This is a genomic window from Bradyrhizobium sp. USDA 3364, from assembly GCF_054056355.1.
This window is the reverse complement of sequence record NZ_JBSRYG010000002.1, coordinates 290,716-309,216: the sequence shown is the minus strand read 5'-3', so window position 1 is coordinate 309,216 and position 18,501 is coordinate 290,716. Positions and strand designations below refer to the sequence as shown.

The window sequence follows — 18,501 nt, the reverse complement described above, 5'->3', positions numbered from 1 at the left end:
GTTCCGCCCCTTGTCGTTTGGCACGAGGGTGGTCATTTTTCGGGGTATAATCGGTGCAATCAGCCGAATCGGCATGTCGGCCGGCTGCCGCGGCCGTTAAGTTCGCCGCTTCCCCCGAAGGGCCCGAAACCAACGCCATGAACCAGTATCACGACCTGCTTGAACGCATCCTCGCCGACGGCGCCGAGAAACACGACCGCACCGGCACCGGCACGCTGTCGATCTTCGGCCACCAGATGCGCTTCAACCTCTCGGCCGGCTTCCCGATGCTGACCACCAAGCGGCTGCCGCTGAAGGCGATCGTGCACGAGCTGTTGTGGTTCCTGGCCGGCGACACCAACATCAAATATCTCAACGACAACGGCGTCACGATCTGGGACGAATGGGCCGACGCCAACGGCGATCTCGGCCCGGTCTACGGCTCGCAATGGCGCTCCTGGCCCGCGCCCGATGGCCGCAGCATCGACCAGATCGCGAACGTGGTCGAAATGATCAAGCGCAATCCGGATTCGCGGCGGCTGATCGTCAGCGCCTGGAATCCGGCCGAGGTCGACAAGATGGCGCTGCCGCCGTGCCACTGCCTGTTCCAGTTCTATGTCGCCAACGGCAAACTGTCCTGCCAGCTCTATCAGCGCTCCGGCGACGTCTTCCTCGGCGTGCCCTTCAACATCGCCTCCTATGCGCTCCTGACCATGATGGTCGCGCAGGTGACCGGCCTGAAGCCCGGCGATTTCGTCCACTCGCTCGGCGACGCGCATCTCTACTCGAACCATCTCGAGCAGGCGCGCCTGCAATTGACGCGGCCAACGCGGCCGTTGCCGACGATGGCGATCAATCCCGACGTGAAGGACATCTTCGCGTTCCGCTACGAGGATTTCAAACTCGAGGGCTACGACCCGCACCCGCACATCAAGGCCGAAGTCGCGGTCTGATGTCGCTCACCATCCGCCGGGCGCGGCCCGATGAGGCCGGACTGGTCTTCTCGCTGGTCCGCGAGCTCGCCGACTACGAAAAGCTCCTCCACGAAGTCCAAGCCACCGAACCCGAGATCGCCGAGGCGCTGTTCGGCGCCAACCCGCGGCTGTTTTGCGACATTGCCGAATGGAATGGCGAGCCCGCCGGCTTCGCGGTCTGGTTCGTCAATTTCTCGACCTTCGCCGGCCGCCACGGCATCTATCTCGAGGATCTCTTCGTGCGCCCGGCGCTGCGCGGCAAGGGCATCGGCAAGGCGCTGCTGGTGCATCTGGCGAAGCACTGCCTCGCCAATGGCTGGGGGCGCCTGCAATGGGCGGTGCTCGACTGGAACGCGCCGTCGATCGCATTCTACAAGTCGCTCGGCGCCGAGATGATGGACGAATGGACGATTTGCCGCGTCTCCGGCGAGGCGTTGTCGACACTTGCGGAAGGGACGCGCTGATGGAGATCGTGCTCGTCGTTGCGGTCGCCGAGAACGGCGTGATCGGGAGCAACAACGCCATTCCGTGGCGGCTGAAATCCGACCAGCAGCGCTTGAAGGCGATCACACTGAACAAGCCTATCGTGATGGGGCGCAAGACCTTCGAGTCTCTGCGCAGGCCGCTGCCCGGGCGCACCAACATCGTGGTGACGCGCGATGCGAACTACCGCGCGCGCGGCGCTATCGTCACGACGTCGTTCGAAAACGCCCGCGCAATTGCGCTTGGTGACGCGCTGCGGCGTTTCGCCACTGAAATTGCCGTCATCGGTGGCGCGGAGATCTATGCGCAGTGGATGGGCATCGCCGATCGCCTCGAGATCACCGAGGTCCACGCCCGGCCGGACGGCGATACACGGTTCGACAAGATCGATGCGACGGAGTGGGAAGAGGTGGCGCGCGTGCGGAATCCGGCAGGTCCGGACGACAGCGTCGACTTCTCCTATGTGACATATCGTCGGCGCGGCCAACGTTAACCAATGTTTGCATTGACAATTATGCGCCGGCGCATAGCTCGTCCGCCCAGGAAGCTTGCGTTGTAAGGGCCCAAGCGGTCCCCTATAACCGGGCCGGACATTCGAGGCCGGGCGTCCCGTCCGGACTTGCCGAGGAGATCTTTGATGCCGTGGAAAAATCAAGGCGGGGGGCCGTGGGGCTCGGGTCCGAAAGGGCCATGGGGCACCGGTCCGCAGTCAGCCGGGCCGAGGCCGCCGGATCTTGAGGATCTGCTGCGGCGCGGCCAGGACCGGCTGCAGCAGTGGCTGCCCGGCGGGCATTTCAGCGGCATGGGCATCGCGCTGGTGCTGGCCGCCGCGCTGGCGATCTGGTTCGCGACCGGCATCTTCCGCGTCCAGTCCGAAGAGCTCGGCGTCGTGCTGCGCTTCGGCAAATATGTCCGCGATGCGCAGCCCGGCCTGCGCTACCACCTGCCGTATCCGATCGAGACGGTGCTGCTGCCGAAGGCGCTGCGCGTCAACACGATCTCGATCGGCATGACCCTGATCGACGATCCCGCCCGCCGCGGCCGCTCCATGCGCGACGTGCCGGAAGAGAGCCTGATGCTGACCGGCGACGAAAACATCGTCGACGTCGACTTCACCGTGCTGTGGCGGATCAAGCCGGGCGGCGCCGGTGCGTATCTGTTCAACATCCAGAATCCCGAAGGCACCGTGAAGGCGGTCGCTGAAAGCGCGATGCGCGAGGTGATCGGCCGCTCGCAGATCCAGCCGATCCTGACCGGGGCGCGCAACGTCACCGAGCAGAGCGTCCAGGAGCTGATGCAGAGGACGCTCGACACCTACAATGCGGGCATCCAGATCACCCAGGTGCAGATGCAGAAGGTCGATCCGCCGGCGCAGGTGATCGACGCGTTCCGCGACGTGCAGGCGGCGCGTGCCGACCTCGAGCGCAAGCAAAATGAGGCGCAAACCTACGCCAACCGGGTCGTGCCCGAAGCGCGTGGCCGTGCCGCGCAGATCCTGCAGGCGGCCGAGGGCTACAAGGAACAGGCGGTCGCCGACGCCAGGGGCCAGAGCGCGCGTTTCCTGAAAGTCTATGAAGAGTACAAGAAGGCACCCGACGTGACCCGCGAGCGCATCTATCTGGAGACCATGGAGCGCGTGCTCGGCGGCTCCGACAAGCTGGTCTATGACGGCGGTCAGGGCCAGAACATCGTGCCCTACCTGCCTCTGAGCGAGCTGACGACGCGGCGTCCGCCGGCAGCGCCGGCCACGACTGGCCAGCAGCAGGGAGTCACCCGATGAGGTCCCCTGTCACCGGCATTGTGTCCCTGATTATTCTCTTCATCGTTCTTGCCGTCGGCTACAGCTCGGTGTTCACCGTGCAGCAGACCGAGCAGACCATCGTCCTGCGGTTCGGCGAGCCGGTCGACATCGTCACCGAGCCCGGCCTGCACTTCAAGGCGCCGTGGAATTCGGTGATCAACGTCGACAAGCGCATTCTCGACCTGGAGAACCCGTCGCAGGAGGTGATCGCCTCCGACCAGAAGCGACTCGTGGTCGACGCCTTCGCGCGCTATCGCATCAAGAATGCGCTGCGCTACTACACCAGCGTCGGCTCGATCCAGGCCGCCAATCTGCAGCTGACCACGCTGCTCAACGCAGCGCTGCGCCGCGTGCTCGGTGAGGTCAACTTCATCACGGTGGTCCGCGACGAACGCGAGAAGCTGATGTCGCGAATTCGCGAGCAGCTCGACAGGGAGGCCGACGGCTACGGCATCGAGGTCGTGGACGTCAGGATCCGCCGCGCCCGACCTGCCGGAGCAGAACAGCCAGGCCGTCTACAACCGGATGAAGACCGAGCGCGAACGCGAGGCGGCCGAGTTCCGTGCGCAAGGCGACCAGAGGGCACTGGAGATCCGCTCAAAGGCCGATCGCGAAGTCACCGTGATCGTCGCCGAGGCCAACTCGACGGGGGATCAGACCCGCGGCGCGGGCGATGCCGAGCGCAACCGCCTGTTCGCGGAGGCCTATAGCAAGGACAAGGACTTCTTTGCGTTCTATCGCTCGATGACGGCCTATGAGAACGGCCTCAAGTCCGGCGACACGCGTTTCCTGTTGCGGCCGGACTCGGAATTCTTCAGATACTTCGGCAGCGCCAGCGGCAAGCCGCCTGAGGCGGCCGCCGCGGCGAAACAGTAGCACCACGACACGGCGGCGACGCGGACAAAGCGTCGCCGCCGCTCAAGAACAACAAGCATCGAGCGGGAGGTTGCCATCCGATGAGGTCAATAGCGTTCGGCGACTTCCTCATCGGTCTGGGAATCCTGTTCGTGCTCGAAGGCATCCTGTTCGCGGCTAGCCCCGCCTGGATGCGCCGGGCGATGAAGAGCGCGCTGGCGACGCCCGACAACATTCTGCGCATCGTCGGCATCGGTTCGGCGGTCGCCGGCCTCATCCTGATCTGGGTGGTGCGGCGTTAAAAAAAAATCGTCGTTCCGGGGCGATGCACAGCATCGAACCTCAGGTGCGCAATCGCGCACCGGGGAACCTCGAGATTCCCCAGGGCGCAATTGCGCCCCCGAGGCCCAGCCCCCGTCGGGCCGCCCGGAATGACAAACAAGAATGAACACAATCGTGAGCCTTGCGCCGCCGGTTTTTCGCCGAAATGCCCGGCTGAGATGCTTGCGCCATATGCCCGTTCGGGCGCACTCTGCCGCCAGCTAGTTTGAACCCGTTTGCCTGGAGATACTCCGACATGACCGCTGCCAGACCAGCCCTGAGCCGCCGCCTCCGCATGATGGGGGCCGCGATCTCGATCGGTGCTGCGAGCATGCTGAGCTCCGTGCCGGCGTTCGCACGTGGTCCCGAAGGTATCGCCGACATCGCCGAGAAGGTGATCGACGCCGTCGTCAACATTTCGACGTCGCAGACGATCGAGGCCAAGGACCGGACGATGCCGCAGCTGCCGCCGGGCTCGCCGTTCGAGGAGTTCTTCGACGACTTCTTCAAGAACCGCCGCGGGCCGCCTGGCAAGGGCGGTGAGAAGGGCGGCGAGTTCCAGCCGCGCAAGACCAATTCGCTGGGCTCGGGCTTCATCGTCGACTCCGCGGGCATCGTCGTCACCAACAACCACGTCATCGCCGACGCCGACGAGATCAACGTCATTCTCAACGACGGCACCAAGATCAAGGCCGAGCTGGTCGGCGTCGACAAGAAGACCGACCTCGCGGTGTTGAAGTTCAAGCCGCCGAAGCCGCTCACCGCGGTCAAGTTCGGCGACAGCGACAAGATCCGCCTCGGCGACTGGGTGGTCGCGATCGGCAACCCGTTCAGCCTCGGCGGCACCGTGACCGCAGGCATCGTCTCGGCCAAGAACCGCGACATCAGCCAGGGTCCGTATGACAGCTACATCCAGACCGACGCCGCCATCAACCGCGGCAATTCCGGCGGCCCGCTGTTCAACCTCGATGGCGAGGTGATCGGCGTCAACACGCTGATCATCTCCCCCACCGGCGGTTCGATCGGCCTCGGCTTCGCGGTGCCGTCGAAGACGGTCGCCGGCGTCGTCGACCAGTTGCAGAAATTCGGCGAGCTGCGCCGCGGCTGGCTCGGCGTACGCATCCAGCAGGTCACCGACGAGATCGCCGACAGCCTCAACATCAAGCCGGCGCGCGGCGCGCTGGTTGCCGGCGTCGACGACAAGGGCCCGGCCAAGCCGGCCGGCATCGAACCCGGCGACGTCGTCGTCAAGTTCGACGGCAAGGACGTCAAGGACCCGAAGGACCTGTCGCGCATCGTCGCCGACACCGCGGTCGGCAAGGAAGTCGACGTCGTCGTCATCCGCAAGGGCAACGAGGAGACCCGCAAGGTCACGCTCGGCCGGCTCGAGGACAACGAGAAGGTTCAGCAGGCCAACGTCAAGTCGAAGGACGAACCTGCCGAGAAACCGGTGACCCAGAAGGCGCTCGGTCTCGACCTGGCGGCGCTGAGCAAGGACCTGCGCACCAAGTACAAGATCAAGGACAGCGTGAAGGGCGTCGTCGTCACCGGCGTCGATGGTGCCTCCGACGCCGCCGAGAAGCGGCTGTCGGCCGGCGATGTCATCGTCGAGGTGGCGCAGGAGGCGGTGTCGAGCGCCGCCGACATCAAGAAGCGCGTCGACCAGCTGAAGAAGGACGGCAAGAAGTCCGTGCTGCTGCTGGTCTCGAACGGCGACGGCGAGCTGCGGTTCGTGGCGCTGGGCGTGCAGTAATATTCTCTGGCGTCATTCCGGGGCGGTCCGCAGGACCGAACCCGGAATCTCGAGATTCCGGGTTCGATGCTTCGCATCGCCCCGGAATGACGGTTTGTGGTTACGCGACGAACTCATCCCGCCGATAGCCCTGCGCATACAGCAGCGCACTGAGATCGCCGTGGTCGATCCGGACCGCCGCTGCGGCCGCGACCGCCGGCTTGGCGTGATAGGCGACGCCGAGGCCCGCGGCCTGGATCATGCCGAGATCGTTGGCGCCGTCGCCCACCACCAGCGTGTCGATCTCGTCGAGGTCGAAGGACTCGGTCAGCTCGATCAGCGTGGCGAGCTTGGTGGCGCGGCCGAGGATCGGCTCGACCACTTCGCCGGTCAGCTTGCCGTTCTCGACCTGCAGTTGGTTGGCGCGGTTCTCCTGGAAGCCGACCTTCTCCGCGACCACCTTGGTGAACAGGGTGAAGCCGCCCGAGATCAGGCAGGTGTAGGCGCCGTGCGCGCGCATGGTCATGACCAGCTCGCGGCCGCCCGGCGTCAGCGTGATGCGCTTGTCGAGCACCTCGTCGACCACGCTGACCGGCAGGCCCTTGAGCAGCGCCACGCGCTCGCGCAGCGCGGACTCGAACTCGATCTCGCCACGCATCGCGCGTTCGGTGATGGCGGCGACATGGGCCTTCAGCCCGGCGAAATCGGCGAGCTCGTCGATGCACTCCTGGCCGATCATGGTCGAATCCATGTCGGCCAGAAAAAGCTTCTTGCGCCGGGCGATCCGAGGCTGCACGACAATGTCGATCGGCAGGTCGCCGTTGGCCTGGCGCAGGCGCTCCTCGATCGCCTTGATCGCGTCCTTGCCGGTGTCTCCGCCAGGAATTTGGCTCTCGAAGGGAATGTCGACGGCGACTTCGTTGAACAGCCACTGCGCCGGGCCGGGTGAGGGCAGCACGGCCCGTGCGCCGTCGACGATGGTGGAATCGAGCGCGGGGCTTGCGGGATTGCAGATCAGCGTGGCAACGAGGGACATGCAGGCGCATTCGGGATTGTTGGACAAGGCAGTGCTTATCGCAGGGCCGACCGCCAGCGGCAAGTCGGCCCTGGCGCTCGAGCTCGCGCAGCGGACCGGCGGGGTCGTGATCAACACCGACTCGATGCAGGTCTATCGCGACCTCCGGATCATCACCGCGCGGCCGACGGCCGCCGAGGAGGCGCTGGTTCCGCATCGGCTCTACGGCCATGTCGATGCCGGCGTGAATTTCTCCGCCGGCGCCTGGGTGGCTGACGCGGCGAAGGTGCTCGGCGAGGCGCGTGCGCAGCGGCGGCTGCCGATCTTCATCGGCGGCTCGGGCCTGTATTTCAAGGCGCTGACCCGCGGCCTGTCCGCGGTGCCGCAGGTCCCCCCTGAGGTGCGCGACGGCGTGCGTGCGAGGCTGGAGCAGCATGGCGTCGAGGCATTGCATGCCGAGCTTGCGGTGCGCGATCCGGTGTCCGCGGAACGGCTGAAGCCGCGCGACCGCACCCGCATCGCGCGCGCGCTCGAGGTCGTGGAGGCCACCGGCCGTCCGCTGCCGGACTGGCATCGCGACGGCCTGCCGCCGCTGCTGCCATCAGGCGAATTCCACGCGCTGTTTCTCGCGCCTGATCGGGAGCAGCTCTATGCGCGGATCGATGCACGGTTTGGCGTGATGCTCGATGCCGGCGCGCTCGACGAGGTCGCTGCATTGGCGGCGCGCGGGCTCGATCCGCTATTGCCGGCCATGAAGGCCCATGGTGTGCCGGCGTTGATCAGGCACCTGAACGGGGAGATCAGCCGGGAGGAGGCGGCCGAGATCGGCCGGGCCGACACCCGCCATTACGCCAAGCGTCAGTTCACCTGGTTTCGCCACCAGCTTCCGGAATTCGAATGGGTGGCGCCGGAGGCGGCAAGGGGATGGCTGGAGAGCCTCATCCCGTAGCCCGGATGGAGCGCAGCGCAATCCGGGGCCTTTCCCCGGAGGGCACCGGCCCCGGATTGCGCTGCGCTCCATCCGGGCTACGGCTTACCGGCCGCACGCCCGTCTGCCATGCGCGTTTCGCCACGCAAAAACACTCGCCGTACGAGCGGAACCCCGGTAGAGTACGGAAATCGCGAAAGTGCTTGCCTTGCCTTGACATTCAGGCTTTGGCCGCTATGTTCGCGCAACCTTTGGGAAGACTGGGTCGTCTCGTGCGCAACATTATTACCAAACTCCTTATCGTCGTCGTACCCAGGCACACCGCCGGGGATGGCTAGCTGCCATCCAAATTCGGGCGGTGTGCATGGGGCCTCTGGGGCCCCTTTTTATTGCCCGAAGCAGAACTGACGAGAACTGACAAAAGCCGCGCAAAAACAAGCGCATCCGGAGCGAACCATGACCGACAAGAGCCACGATCCCAATCAGATGACCGGCGCCGCAATGATCGTGCGCGCGCTCATCGATCACGGCGTGCAGCATGTCTTCGGCTATCCCGGCGGCGCGGTGCTTCCGATTTACGACGAGATTTTCCAGCAGAGCGAGGTCGAGCACATCCTGGTCCGCCATGAGCAGGGCGCCGGCCATGCCGCCGAAGGCTATGCGCGCTCGACCGGCAAGCCCGGCGTGGTGCTGGTGACCTCGGGGCCCGGCGCCACCAACATGGTGACGCCGCTGACCGACGCGCTGATGGATTCGATCCCGCTGGTCTGCATCACCGGCCAGGTGCCGACCCACCTGATCGGCAACGACGCCTTCCAGGAATGCGACACCGTCGGCATCACGCGGCCCGCCACCAAGCACAACTGGCTGGTGCGCGACGTCAACGACCTCGCCAGGGTGCTGCACGAAGCCTTCTATGTCGCCACCACCGGCCGCCCCGGTCCGGTGCTGGTCGACGTGCCGAAGGACGTGCAATTCGCGACCGGCACCTATCACCCGCCGCGCAAGTCGGACGTTCACATCTCCTACACGCCGCGCGTCAAGGGCGATGCGACCCAGATCCGCAAGGCGGTGGCGATGCTCGCCAATGCGAAACGTCCGGTGATCTATTCCGGCGGCGGCGTGATCAATTCGGGTCCGGAGGCCTCCAAGCTGCTGCGTCAGCTGGTGGAGGCGACCGGCTTCCCGATCACCTCGACCCTGATGGGACTGGGCGCGTATCCGGCGTCGGGGCCGAACTGGCTCGGCATGCTCGGCATGCACGGCACCTACGAAGCCAACATGACCATGCATGATTGCGACGTCATGCTGTGCGTCGGCGCGCGTTTCGACGACCGCATCACCGGCCGCGTCGATGCGTTCTCGCCGGGCTCGAAGAAGATCCACATCGACATCGACCCGTCCTCGATCAACAAGAACATCCGCGTCGACGTGCCGATCATCGGCGACGCCGGCAACGTGCTCGGCGACCTGCTGCAGGTGTTCAAGGCGGAGGCCAGGAAGCCCGACATCAAGGCGTGGTGGCAGCAGATCGCGCAATGGCGCGCGCGCAACTCGCTGTCCTACCGCAAGAACAACGATATCATCCTGCCGCAATACGCGATCCAGCGCCTGTTCGAGCTGACCCGCGGCAAGGACACCTACATCACGACCGAAGTCGGTCAGCACCAGATGTGGGCCGCGCAGTTCTTCGGCTTCGAGGAGCCGCACCGCTGGATGACCTCCGGCGGTCTCGGCACCATGGGCTACGGCCTGCCGGCCGCGGTCGGCGTGCAGGTGGCGCATCCGGACAGCCTGGTGATCGATATCGCCGGCGACGCCTCGGTGCAGATGACGATTCAGGAGATGTCGACGGCGGTTCAGTTCGAGCTGCCGATCAAGATCTTCATCCTGAACAACCAGTACATGGGCATGGTGCGGCAGTGGCAGCAACTGCTGCACGGCAACCGCCTGTCGCATTCGTACTCCGAGGCGCTGCCGGACTTCGTCAAGCTCGCCGACGCCTATGGCTGCGTCGGCCTGCAGGCGACCAAGCCGTCCGATCTCGACGGCGCGATCAAGGAGATGATCTCGATCAAGCGCCCGGTGCTGTTCGACTGCCGCGTCGCCGCGCTGGAAAACTGCTTCCCGATGATCCCGTCGGGCAAGGCGCATAACGAGATGCTGCTGCCGGAAGAGGCGACCGATGAGGCCACCGCGAAGGCGTTCTCGGGCGGCAAGGCGCTGGTGTGAGGTGAGGGTGGATCATGTTTGATCTCGACGAGCTCGAGCGCGCACACAGGATCGTCGGCACCGCGGTGCCGACGACGCCGGCGCATGCCTGGCCGCTGCTGGCCGAGCGGCTCGGCACCGAGGTCGTGGTCAAGCATGAGAACCACACGCCGACCGGCGCCTTCAAGGTGCGCGGCGGCCTGGTCTATCTCGAGCGGCTGAAGCGCGAGCGGCCAGACGTGCCCGGCATCATCTCGGCGACGCGCGGCAATCACGGCCAGAGCCTGGCGTTTGCCGCGAGCCGCCACGGCGTGCCGGCCACAATCTACGTGCCGCGCGGCAACTCGGTCGAGAAGAACCGCGCGATGCACGCGTTCGGCGCCGAACTCGTCGAGCATGGCGAGGACTTTCAGGCGGCGCGGGAAGAGGCCGAGCGCCGTGCCCAGTTCGCCGGCCTGCACATGGTGCCGTCGTTCCACCCGGACCTGGTGCTGGGCGTTGCGACCTACGCGCTCGAACTGTTTCGGTCGGCGCCCAAGCTCGACATTCTCTATGTGCCGATCGGACAGGGCTCCGGCATCTCCGGCTGCATCATGGCGCGCGACCTGCTCGGGCTGAAGACCGAGATCGTCGGCGTGCAGTCGACCGAGGCGCCGTCCTACGCGCTGTCGCTTGCGGCCGGAAAGATCGTGACCACCGACACCAGCAACACGCTGGCCGACGGCATGGCGACGCGGATTCCGGATGCGGACGCGTTCGCGCTGATCCGCAAGGGCGCATCCCGCATCGTGCAGGTCACCGACGACGAGGTCGGGCAGGCGATCCGCGCCTACTGGACCGACACCCACAATCTCGCCGAGGGCGCGGGCGCCGCGGCGCTTGCGGCCGCGCTGCAGGAAAAGAGCAAGCTCGCCGGCAAGCGGGTCGGCCTGATCCTGAGCGGCGGCAATATCGATTTCGATCTGTTCCGGACCTGGATCGGGACGGATGCTGCGCCGGCCGCCTCGCGGGCGGTGGCGTGACAAGAATGTAAGGGGACGACCATGAACCAGCCCGCATCCGCTTATTTCCTCGAAGAGCGTCACGATCCCAACGAGACGCACACGCTCTCCGTGCTCGTGCAGAACGAGCCCGGCGTGCTCGCCCGTGTGATCGGCCTGTTCTCCGGCCGCGGCTACAACATCGAAAGTCTCACCGTCTCGGAGACCGAGAACCAGAAACATCTCTCGCGGATCACGATCGTCACCACGGGCACGCCGATGGTGATCCAGCAGATCAAGCATCAGCTCGACCGCATGATCCCGGTCTACCGCGTCGTCGACATGACGCTGACCGGCAGCTCGATCGAGCGCGAGCTCGCGATGGTCAAGGTGCGGGGCGGTGGCGATCACCGCGTCGAGGCGCTGCGGCTGGCGGATGCGTTCCGCGCCCGGGTGATCGACGCCACCACCGAGAGCTTTGTGTTCGAGATCACGGGCAATTCGTCCAAGATCAGTCAGTTCATCGACCTGATGCGCCCGCTGGGGCTGGTCGAGGTGTCACGAACCGGGGTGGCCGCGATCACGCGTGGGCCGGAAGGGATGTGAGTCATGTTGGCGCGCGACTGGTACTACACCCAACGGCGGCAGGTCGGTCTCGATACCGCGGTTGCCTCGATCTATGACGTCAGCGAGGACAGCGATGTCCGCGCCCGTCAGGCGCTGACCATGCTCGGCGTCAAGCCGGGCTGGCGGATCGCCGATATTGGCTGCGGCAACGGCGTGCTGGCGACCGAGGCGGCGCTGATGGGTGCCGAGGTCGACGCCATCGACATCTCGCCGGCGATGATCGGGCTCGCCGAAATCTACGCGCGCGACCGCAAGGCACGGATCCGGACCCAGCCGGCGGGGCTGCTCTCGTTTGCCTATCAGCCGAATTCCTACGATCTGATCGTCAGCGAGTTCACGCTGCACCATCTGCCGGACTTCTGGAAGGCGGTGGCGCTGTCGCGCATCTTCAACGCGCTGAAGCCCGGCGCGAACTTCTATCTGCGCGACATGGTGTTCGTTAGCATGCCCGACGGCGTCGATCGCGACGTCGAGGGCTGGGCCGACTTCTCGATCAAGAATCACGATTTCGAGCGCGAAAGCGTGATGACCCATATGCGCGACGAATATTCGACCTTCGGCTGGGTGATGGAGCGCATGCTGACCGAGACCGGCTTCACGATGGTCTCGGCCGACTACCACGCGCCGCTGCACGGCACCTATCTGCTGCGCAAACCCAAGCCGGACGAACAGACCTAGACCCCGACCGAAACGGAAGCAAAAGAAGAACAACAATGAAGCCGGCTGATGTTGGCATCGCCGTCATGGTCGCGGTGATCTGGGGGCTTGCGTTCGTCGCAAGCCGGATCGCGCTCAATGAGTTCTCGCCCGAACTCATGACGACGCTGCGCTTCGCCATCGCCGCGCTGCCGTGCCTGTTCCTGCGCAAGCCTGATATCTCCTGGCCGCTGCTGATTGCGATCAGCTCGACGCTGTTCCTCGGTCAGTTCCTCGCGCAGGCCTTTGCGATCGCGCATGGCGTCCCGGTCGGCCTCTCCAGCGTGATCGTGCAGAGCCAGGCGCTGTTCACCATCGCCTTCGCCGCCGTGATCTTCGGCGAGATACCGACACGCACCCAGGCTATCGGGATCGCGATCGCGGCCCTCGGCCTGCTGATGATCTGCGGGACGGTCGGTTACGACTTCAGCGTCGCGGCGTTCGCGATCATCATGATCTGCCCGATCAGCTTCGCGATCGGCAATCTCCTGCTGCGGCAGGCGAACGGCGTGCCGATGTTCGACCTGTTCGCCTGGTTGTGCCTGGCCGCCGCGGTGCCGCTCGCGGTGCTGACCCTGATCAGCAACGGGCTGCAGCCGGCCTGGCTCGCGCTGAGCCACATGTCGCTGACCGGGCTCGTTTGCATGCTCTGCCTCGGCGGCCTCTCGACCAGTATCGCCTATTGGCTGTGGGGGCGGCTGCTCAGGGATTATCCGGCGGCACAGGTGGTGCCGTTCGCACTGCTTGTGCCGTTCGTCGGCTCCGCCGCCTCCAGCATCGTGTTCGGCGAGACGTTCGGCCCGCTGCGGCTGGCCGGCATGGTCACGGTCATCGCCGGCATCGCCGTGATGCTGCTGTCGAAGCGTCCAAAAGCTCTGCCGAAAGTCGCGTGAGGGCACCGTGTCGAACTCGCTGCTGTTTGCCTTCGTCGTGTTTGCCGTCGTGATGTTCTTCACACCCGGCCCCAACAACATCATGCTGCTGTCGTCGGGGCTGACCTACGGCTTCCGCCGCACGGTGCCCCACATCGCCGGCATCACGGTCGGCTTCGCCTTCATGGTGGGCGCGGTCGGCGTTGGGCTCGGGGCCGTCTTCATCGCCTATCCGGTGCTGCAGACGATCCTGAAATATGGCGGCGTCGCCTACCTGGTCTATCTCGCCGCGGTCATCGCCATGGCCGAGCCGCCCTCGGCGGACAAGGACGACCGGCCCGGCCGCGGCCCGATGACCTTCTGGGGCGCGGCCATGTTCCAGTGGATCAATGCCAAGGGCTGGGTGATGGTGATCGGCACCATCACGGCCTATGCCGCGATCGCCGCCTTTCCCTGGAACATCGCGATCCAGGTCGGCCTGAGCCTGATCCTGGGGACGGCGTCCTGCATCGTCTGGGCGCTGTTTGGGACCGCCTTGCGGCCGGTCCTGACCTCGCCCCGGGCGATCCGCGCCTTCAATGTGGTGATGGCCATCCTGCTGTTGGCCTCGCTCTACCCGGTCTTCATGGACGCATGATGCCGCACCGCGCCATGCGAGATGAGGGTTTCCCCTGAGCGGGAAAATGCTCTAGACAACGCCGGAAATTCGCGGGCGTCCGGCGGTTCTGACCTTCCGAAAGCCTGATTCATCGGCCGATTTTGGCCCCCTTCAAACGAGGAAACCACGATGCGAGTTTACTACGATCGCGATGCCGACCTGAACCTGATCAAGGGCAAGAAGGTCGCCATCGTCGGCTACGGCAGCCAGGGCCACGCCCACGCGCTGAACCTGAAGGATTCCGGCGTCAAGGAAGTGGCGATCGCGCTGCGCAAGGGTTCGGCCTCGGCCAAGAAGGCGGAAGCCGCCGGCTTCAAGGTGCTTGAGGTCGCCGAGGCCGCCAAGTGGGCCGACCTGGTCATGATGCTGACCCCGGACGAGCTGCAGGGCGACATCTATCGCGAGCACCTGCACGACAACATGAAGAAGGGCGCGGCGCTCGTGTTCGCCCACGGCCTCAACGTGCACTTCAACCTGCTCGATCCGCGCGCCGACCTCGACGTGCTGATGATCGCGCCGAAGGGCCCCGGCCACACCGTGCGCTCGGAATATCAGCGCGGCGGCGGCGTGCCCTGCCTGATCGCGATCGCCAAGGATTCGTCGGGCAACGCCCATGACCTCGGCCTCAGCTACGCCTCGGCGATTGGCGGCGGCCGCGCTGGCATCATCGAGACCACCTTCAAGGAAGAGTGCGAGACCGACCTGTTCGGCGAGCAGGTGGTGCTCTGCGGCGGCCTGGTCGAGCTGATCAAGGGCGGCTACGAGACGCTGGTCGAGGCCGGCTACGCGCCCGAGATGGCCTATTTCGAGTGCCTGCACGAAGTGAAGCTGATCGTCGACCTGATCTATGAAGGCGGCATCGCCAACATGAACTACTCGATCTCCAACACCGCCGAATACGGCGAGTACGTCACCGGTCCGCGCATCGTCACGGCCGAGACCAAGGCGGAGATGAAGCGCGTGCTGGCCGACATCCAGGGTGGCAAGTTCGCCCGCGACTGGATGCTGGAGAACAAGGTCAACCAGACCTCGTTCAAGGCGACCCGCGCCAAGCTCGCCGCCCACCCGATCGAGGAAGTCGGCGCCAAGCTGCGCGACATGATGCCCTGGATCAAGAAGGGCGCGCTGGTCGACAAGAGCAAGAACTAAAGCTGAATTTGCGGGGCGAGCATTGTGCGCTTGCCCCGCATGCCAAAGCAAAAAGGGTGGGCAATCACGTTGCCCACCCTTTTTCTTTGCCGGGAAAGCGCCGGCGGCGGTTAACCCGCCGCCAGCGGCTGCTTCTCGATCCGCTTGTGGAGCTGCCAGAACCGCACCGTGCGCTGGGCGGTCTCCAGCGACAGCCGCCGGTAGTCGCGCTGCGCGATCTCGAGCGTTGCGTTGTCGAGCGGCAGCGGCAGCGGCCGCTTGCGCAGGATGATCTCGACCGTCGGCCAGTTCAGCCGCGCCGAGCGGCACGGAATCAGCAGCAGGTCGGAGCGCAGCCCGAGCATCAGGCGTTCGATCATCGCGATCGGCATGTCGTTGAGCACCGCGAGCGCGACCGTGACCTCGTCGAACTTGCCGTCCTCGGCGAATTTGTAGACCGCCGCATCGTCGAGCTCGTTCAGCTGCTTCATCAGCTTGACCAGCTCTTCGGCGATACCGTAGTTGCGGCGCGGAGCCGCGGCCTCTTCCTGCGCGATGTCGTTCAGCACCTGGCTGATCTCCTCGCGGGCACGGGGCGACGCGATCGCGAGCAGGCGGGCGCGTACCGTATCCTTGGCGCGCTGCAAGAGGTCGCGCAGCAGCTTGGCCGGAATGTCGATGCGCAGCCCGAGGATCTCGACCAGCTCGTCGTCGCCTTCGGCACGCGCGACGATGCTGGAATAGCCGTTCTCGGAGAACTCGGCGCCGGCGTTCTTGGCGAGACGCCGGATCACCTTGTCTTCGCCGCGATCGATGATCACGTCGGTGACCGAGGCGGGCAGGTTTTCCCGTGCCGAGATCGCGAACAGATGGTCCTGTCCCTTGCTGCTGGCGATCTCGCGCAGTGCGGCGTTTGAGAGGCGGCTGGAGTGGGTCAGCACTTCGCCTGCGACGCCGATATCGTCGTCCCAGGCGAGGTGCTGAATCACCTCAAACGGCGCATAGTCGAGCGGCGCGAGCCGCTTGCTGAGCTCGGCACGCGCCCGCGTCTCGACGCGCGCGACGAGCAGGCAGAGCACGTCGTCGAACACCTTGACCTGTTCATCGTTGAGGCGGTCGCCGTCGTTCAGGAACAGATCGGTGACCTGCCGCAGCGTCTGCACGCGCTTGGCCGATGTCCCGTCCCGGACCGCATCCTCGAGTTCGGCAATAATCGATTGTGACGCCTGTTGCGCCATCGATGGGCAACCTTGTTTTTGTTGAATGACACCTGTCCGGGCACCATGCGGCGCGCGGTCTTACGCCTGCGTTAAGGTGGAACCCGGTGCAAATACGGTGTGCGTCGCATCCTTAACAGGCTGCGACCGAACTAGATTCAATGCGCGCTTTTGGCCTCGCGGAAGCCGATGCCGGTGCATTTTAAGAGATCGTTTAGGACGATGCGCGCCGGGCGACGGAGAAGATGTCGATCGACGCGGCGCGTCCGCGCAACTGGGTCGAGCCGAGCGGCTCGATGGCAATGTCCCGGTCCGGCGGCAGCAGGCGCAGCAGCTCGCCCGATACCAGCAGCGGACGGCCGGCCTCCTTGCAATGCGCCTGCAGCCGCGCCGTAACGTTCACGGTGTCGCCGAAATAGGCGATCTGCCGCCGCGAATCCCCGCATTCGGCGATGACGACCGGACCGGCATGGATCCCGGCTCGAAATTCGGGCACCACGCCGAACTCTTTCCGATAGTGATCGGAGCGCTTGGCGAGACGGTCTTCGATCGCGAACACACAATCGAGATACCGCCGCGATCGCCCGTCGGCGTTGGCCGGCCAGGTCACGATCACCTCGTCGCCGACGTAGGCGTGCACCTCGCCGCCGTGCGACACGATCGGCTCGTCGATGTCGAAGAAGAAGCGCGTCAACAGCTCCTGCACGCGCAGCTCGCCCATGGACTCCGCCAGCGTCGTCGAGCCGACCAGGTCGAGAAACAACAGCACGCGCTCCTCGCGCACCGGCTGGCGGTAGCGTCCGAGCACGACATTGAGCAGCGCATGTCCGCCGATCATCCGGATCAGCTCGTAGATCGTCGTGATCGGGATCGAGAGCAGCAGCGCGACACCGATGATCTTCAGGAAGGTGTCACCAACCCACTTCGCCTCGGGCCCGTGCCCGTACAGGATGATCTCGAGCACTATCGCCGCGACTGCGACGACGACGGCCAGGATGACGGAGCGCGCGATCAGCTCGGCGATCAGCGGCAGGCGCCGCAACCAGCCGCCGCGCGCCGCCAGGTAGAGATGCATGCCCCAGACGATCAGGCTGATGGCGGCGCCGTCGAGGGCGCTGCGCACATAGTTCGCGACCGAGGCCTCGTTGGTCTCATCGAAGGCATAGCGAAACAGCCCGCCGACGAGCAGGCCGACCACGGCCAGAACGATCACAGGCGTCACGGCGCGCCGCATGGTCCCTCCAAGCCCATGAAATATCCTGCGCTGATCGCGAAGGCCAGCCGCAGTGCGGCCGGAGGGAACGGGTGCATTGCGGCCGCACTCATGTATGGTCCGACTGCAATTGATGGAACGGGAAGGCGGCATGAGATCGGCTCTGACGACAGGCGCGTGCGGGCTCGGGCCGCTGGTTGCGGCCGCTTTCATCATCGCCGCTTCCTCGGCCTTCGCCCGCGATCAGAGCGTTGGCGAGCCGTCCTGTGACGGCAGCACGTACCAGATGGTCGAGTGCCTCAAGGCAAGACCGCGCAATGGGACAAGCGGATGAACGTCGCCTATCAGCAGGCGTTGAAGGATGCAGCCGGCGACAAGCAGCGCGACCAGCTGCGCACCGCGCAGCGCCTGTGGATCCAGTACCGCGATGCCAACTGCCTGTATTACGACCTCGGCGAGGGCACCATCGCCCGGCTCGATGCCGGCGAATGCATGCGCAGCATGACCGAAACCCGTGCCAAGGAACTGGAGAATCTCGGCCATCAGTGAGCCATCTTCCGGAGTCAGGACCGCGGTCATGACTGATGGAAAGAACCAGGACGAATTGACCCAGCTTGCCGAGGAAGCGCTGCGCGCCCAGCCCGGCTGCGAGACCGCGCGCGTGCCGGCGGTCGCCGCGCTGCCCGAAACGCAGATCGGGCGCAACTGGGAGATTCCGAACGTCGTGCTCGGCGACAGCCTGATCAGCGATGTCGATCGCGCGGTGCTGTCGGTTCACCGCCAGCTCGGCCGCAAGTTTCACCTGCTGTGA

19 protein-coding genes and 1 pseudogene are annotated in these 18,501 nt (G+C 65.5%); 17 read left to right on the top strand and 3 right to left on the bottom strand.

Annotated features, from left to right (window positions below):
- Positions 1 to 137: 137 nt before the first annotated feature.
- The 7 genes and pseudogenes from ACVILL_RS01765 to ACVILL_RS01735 all read left to right on the top strand — a co-directional run bounded on the left by ACVILL_RS01765 (position 138) and on the right by ACVILL_RS01735 (position 6,166).
- The gene (locus ACVILL_RS01765; protein ID WP_456727564.1) at positions 138 to 932 is read left to right on the top strand and encodes a thymidylate synthase; all 795 of its coding nucleotides are present in this window, start codon (positions 138 to 140) and stop codon (positions 930 to 932) included.
- Complete coding sequence (locus ACVILL_RS01760; protein WP_456727563.1) at positions 932 to 1,417, top strand: N-acetyltransferase family protein; 486 nt, start codon at positions 932 to 934, stop codon at positions 1,415 to 1,417. The genes ACVILL_RS01765 and ACVILL_RS01760 overlap by 1 nt, the downstream gene beginning before the upstream one ends.
- Complete coding sequence (locus ACVILL_RS01755; RefSeq protein ID WP_456727562.1) at positions 1,417 to 1,929, top strand: dihydrofolate reductase; 513 nt, start codon at positions 1,417 to 1,419, stop codon at positions 1,927 to 1,929. Before ACVILL_RS01760 ends, ACVILL_RS01755 begins: the two co-directional genes overlap by 1 nt.
- Positions 1,930 to 2,073: 144 nt before the next feature.
- Positions 2,074 to 3,216: an FtsH protease activity modulator HflK gene (gene hflK / locus ACVILL_RS01750; RefSeq protein WP_456727561.1), complete on the top strand. Its 1,143-nt coding sequence runs from the start codon at positions 2,074 to 2,076 to the stop codon at positions 3,214 to 3,216.
- Positions 3,213 to 4,113 (top strand): annotated as a pseudogene (hflC, locus tag ACVILL_RS01745) (protease modulator HflC). Before hflK ends, hflC begins: the two are co-directional and overlap by 4 nt.
- An 80-nt stretch (positions 4,114 to 4,193) precedes the next feature.
- Positions 4,194 to 4,394, top strand: coding sequence for a DUF2065 domain-containing protein (locus tag ACVILL_RS01740; RefSeq protein WP_050628416.1), 201 nt, complete (start codon positions 4,194 to 4,196; stop codon positions 4,392 to 4,394).
- Between the two features lie 275 nt (positions 4,395 to 4,669).
- Positions 4,670 to 6,166, top strand: a complete 1,497-nt coding sequence (locus ACVILL_RS01735; protein WP_456727560.1) for a Do family serine endopeptidase — start codon at positions 4,670 to 4,672, stop codon at positions 6,164 to 6,166.
- Positions 6,167 to 6,266: 100 nt separating this feature from the next.
- Here the strand turns inward: ACVILL_RS01735 and serB are convergent, their stop codons facing one another.
- Positions 6,267 to 7,181: a phosphoserine phosphatase SerB gene (gene serB / locus ACVILL_RS01730; RefSeq protein WP_456727559.1), complete on the bottom strand. Its 915-nt coding sequence runs from the start codon at positions 7,179 to 7,181 to the stop codon at positions 6,267 to 6,269.
- Between serB and miaA the strand changes: the two genes are divergently transcribed.
- From miaA to ilvC, 8 genes are all read left to right on the top strand, one after another.
- Positions 7,180 to 8,109: a tRNA (adenosine(37)-N6)-dimethylallyltransferase MiaA gene (miaA, locus tag ACVILL_RS01725; RefSeq protein WP_456734142.1), complete on the top strand. Its 930-nt coding sequence runs from the start codon at positions 7,180 to 7,182 to the stop codon at positions 8,107 to 8,109. The genes serB and miaA overlap by 2 nt on opposite strands.
- 435 nt (positions 8,110 to 8,544) lie before the next feature.
- Positions 8,545 to 10,320, top strand: coding sequence for an acetolactate synthase 3 large subunit (locus tag ACVILL_RS01720; protein ID WP_456727558.1), 1,776 nt, complete (start codon positions 8,545 to 8,547; stop codon positions 10,318 to 10,320).
- A 14-nt stretch (positions 10,321 to 10,334) separates the two neighbouring features.
- Positions 10,335 to 11,321: a threonine dehydratase gene (locus tag ACVILL_RS01715; protein ID WP_456727557.1), complete on the top strand. Its 987-nt coding sequence runs from the start codon at positions 10,335 to 10,337 to the stop codon at positions 11,319 to 11,321.
- A 21-nt stretch (positions 11,322 to 11,342) separates the two neighbouring features.
- On the top strand, positions 11,343 to 11,885 hold the full coding sequence (gene ilvN, locus ACVILL_RS01710; RefSeq protein ID WP_024580134.1) for an acetolactate synthase small subunit: 543 nt from the start codon (positions 11,343 to 11,345) through the stop codon (positions 11,883 to 11,885).
- A gap of 3 nt (positions 11,886 to 11,888) precedes the next feature.
- Positions 11,889 to 12,584 carry a class I SAM-dependent methyltransferase gene (locus ACVILL_RS01705; RefSeq protein WP_456727556.1) on the top strand — a complete coding sequence of 232 codons (696 nt, stop codon included), beginning with the start codon at positions 11,889 to 11,891 and terminating at the stop codon, positions 12,582 to 12,584.
- A 35-nt stretch (positions 12,585 to 12,619) separates the two neighbouring features.
- On the top strand, positions 12,620 to 13,495 hold the full coding sequence (locus ACVILL_RS01700) for an EamA family transporter (protein WP_456727555.1): 876 nt from the start codon (positions 12,620 to 12,622) through the stop codon (positions 13,493 to 13,495).
- A 7-nt stretch (positions 13,496 to 13,502) separates the two neighbouring features.
- Positions 13,503 to 14,111 carry a LysE family translocator gene (locus ACVILL_RS01695; protein ID WP_456727554.1) on the top strand — a complete coding sequence of 203 codons (609 nt, stop codon included), beginning with the start codon at positions 13,503 to 13,505 and terminating at the stop codon, positions 14,109 to 14,111.
- 150 nt (positions 14,112 to 14,261) lie between these two features.
- Positions 14,262 to 15,281 carry a ketol-acid reductoisomerase gene (ilvC, locus tag ACVILL_RS01690; protein WP_456727553.1) on the top strand — a complete coding sequence of 340 codons (1,020 nt, stop codon included), beginning with the start codon at positions 14,262 to 14,264 and terminating at the stop codon, positions 15,279 to 15,281.
- Positions 15,282 to 15,391: 110 nt separating this feature from the next.
- On the opposite strand, the gene ACVILL_RS01685 is transcribed toward ilvC, so the two are convergent.
- Both ACVILL_RS01685 and ACVILL_RS01680 read right to left on the bottom strand, forming a co-directional pair.
- Entirely contained in the window at positions 15,392 to 16,498 is a 1,107-nt protein-coding gene (locus ACVILL_RS01685) for a DUF2336 domain-containing protein (RefSeq protein WP_456727552.1), read from the bottom strand.
- 193 nt (positions 16,499 to 16,691) lie between these two features.
- Entirely contained in the window at positions 16,692 to 17,711 is a 1,020-nt protein-coding gene (locus ACVILL_RS01680; RefSeq protein WP_456727551.1) for an adenylate/guanylate cyclase domain-containing protein, read from the bottom strand.
- A gap of 273 nt (positions 17,712 to 17,984) precedes the next feature.
- On the opposite strand from ACVILL_RS01680, the gene ACVILL_RS01675 reads away from it, so the two are divergent.
- The gene (locus ACVILL_RS01675; RefSeq protein ID WP_456727550.1) at positions 17,985 to 18,239 is read left to right on the top strand and encodes a lysozyme inhibitor LprI family protein; all 255 of its coding nucleotides are present in this window, start codon (positions 17,985 to 17,987) and stop codon (positions 18,237 to 18,239) included.
- 28 nt (positions 18,240 to 18,267) lie between these two features.
- A complete protein-coding gene (locus ACVILL_RS01670) occupies positions 18,268 to 18,501 on the top strand; it encodes a hypothetical protein (RefSeq protein ID WP_456727549.1) in 234 nt (77 codons plus the stop codon).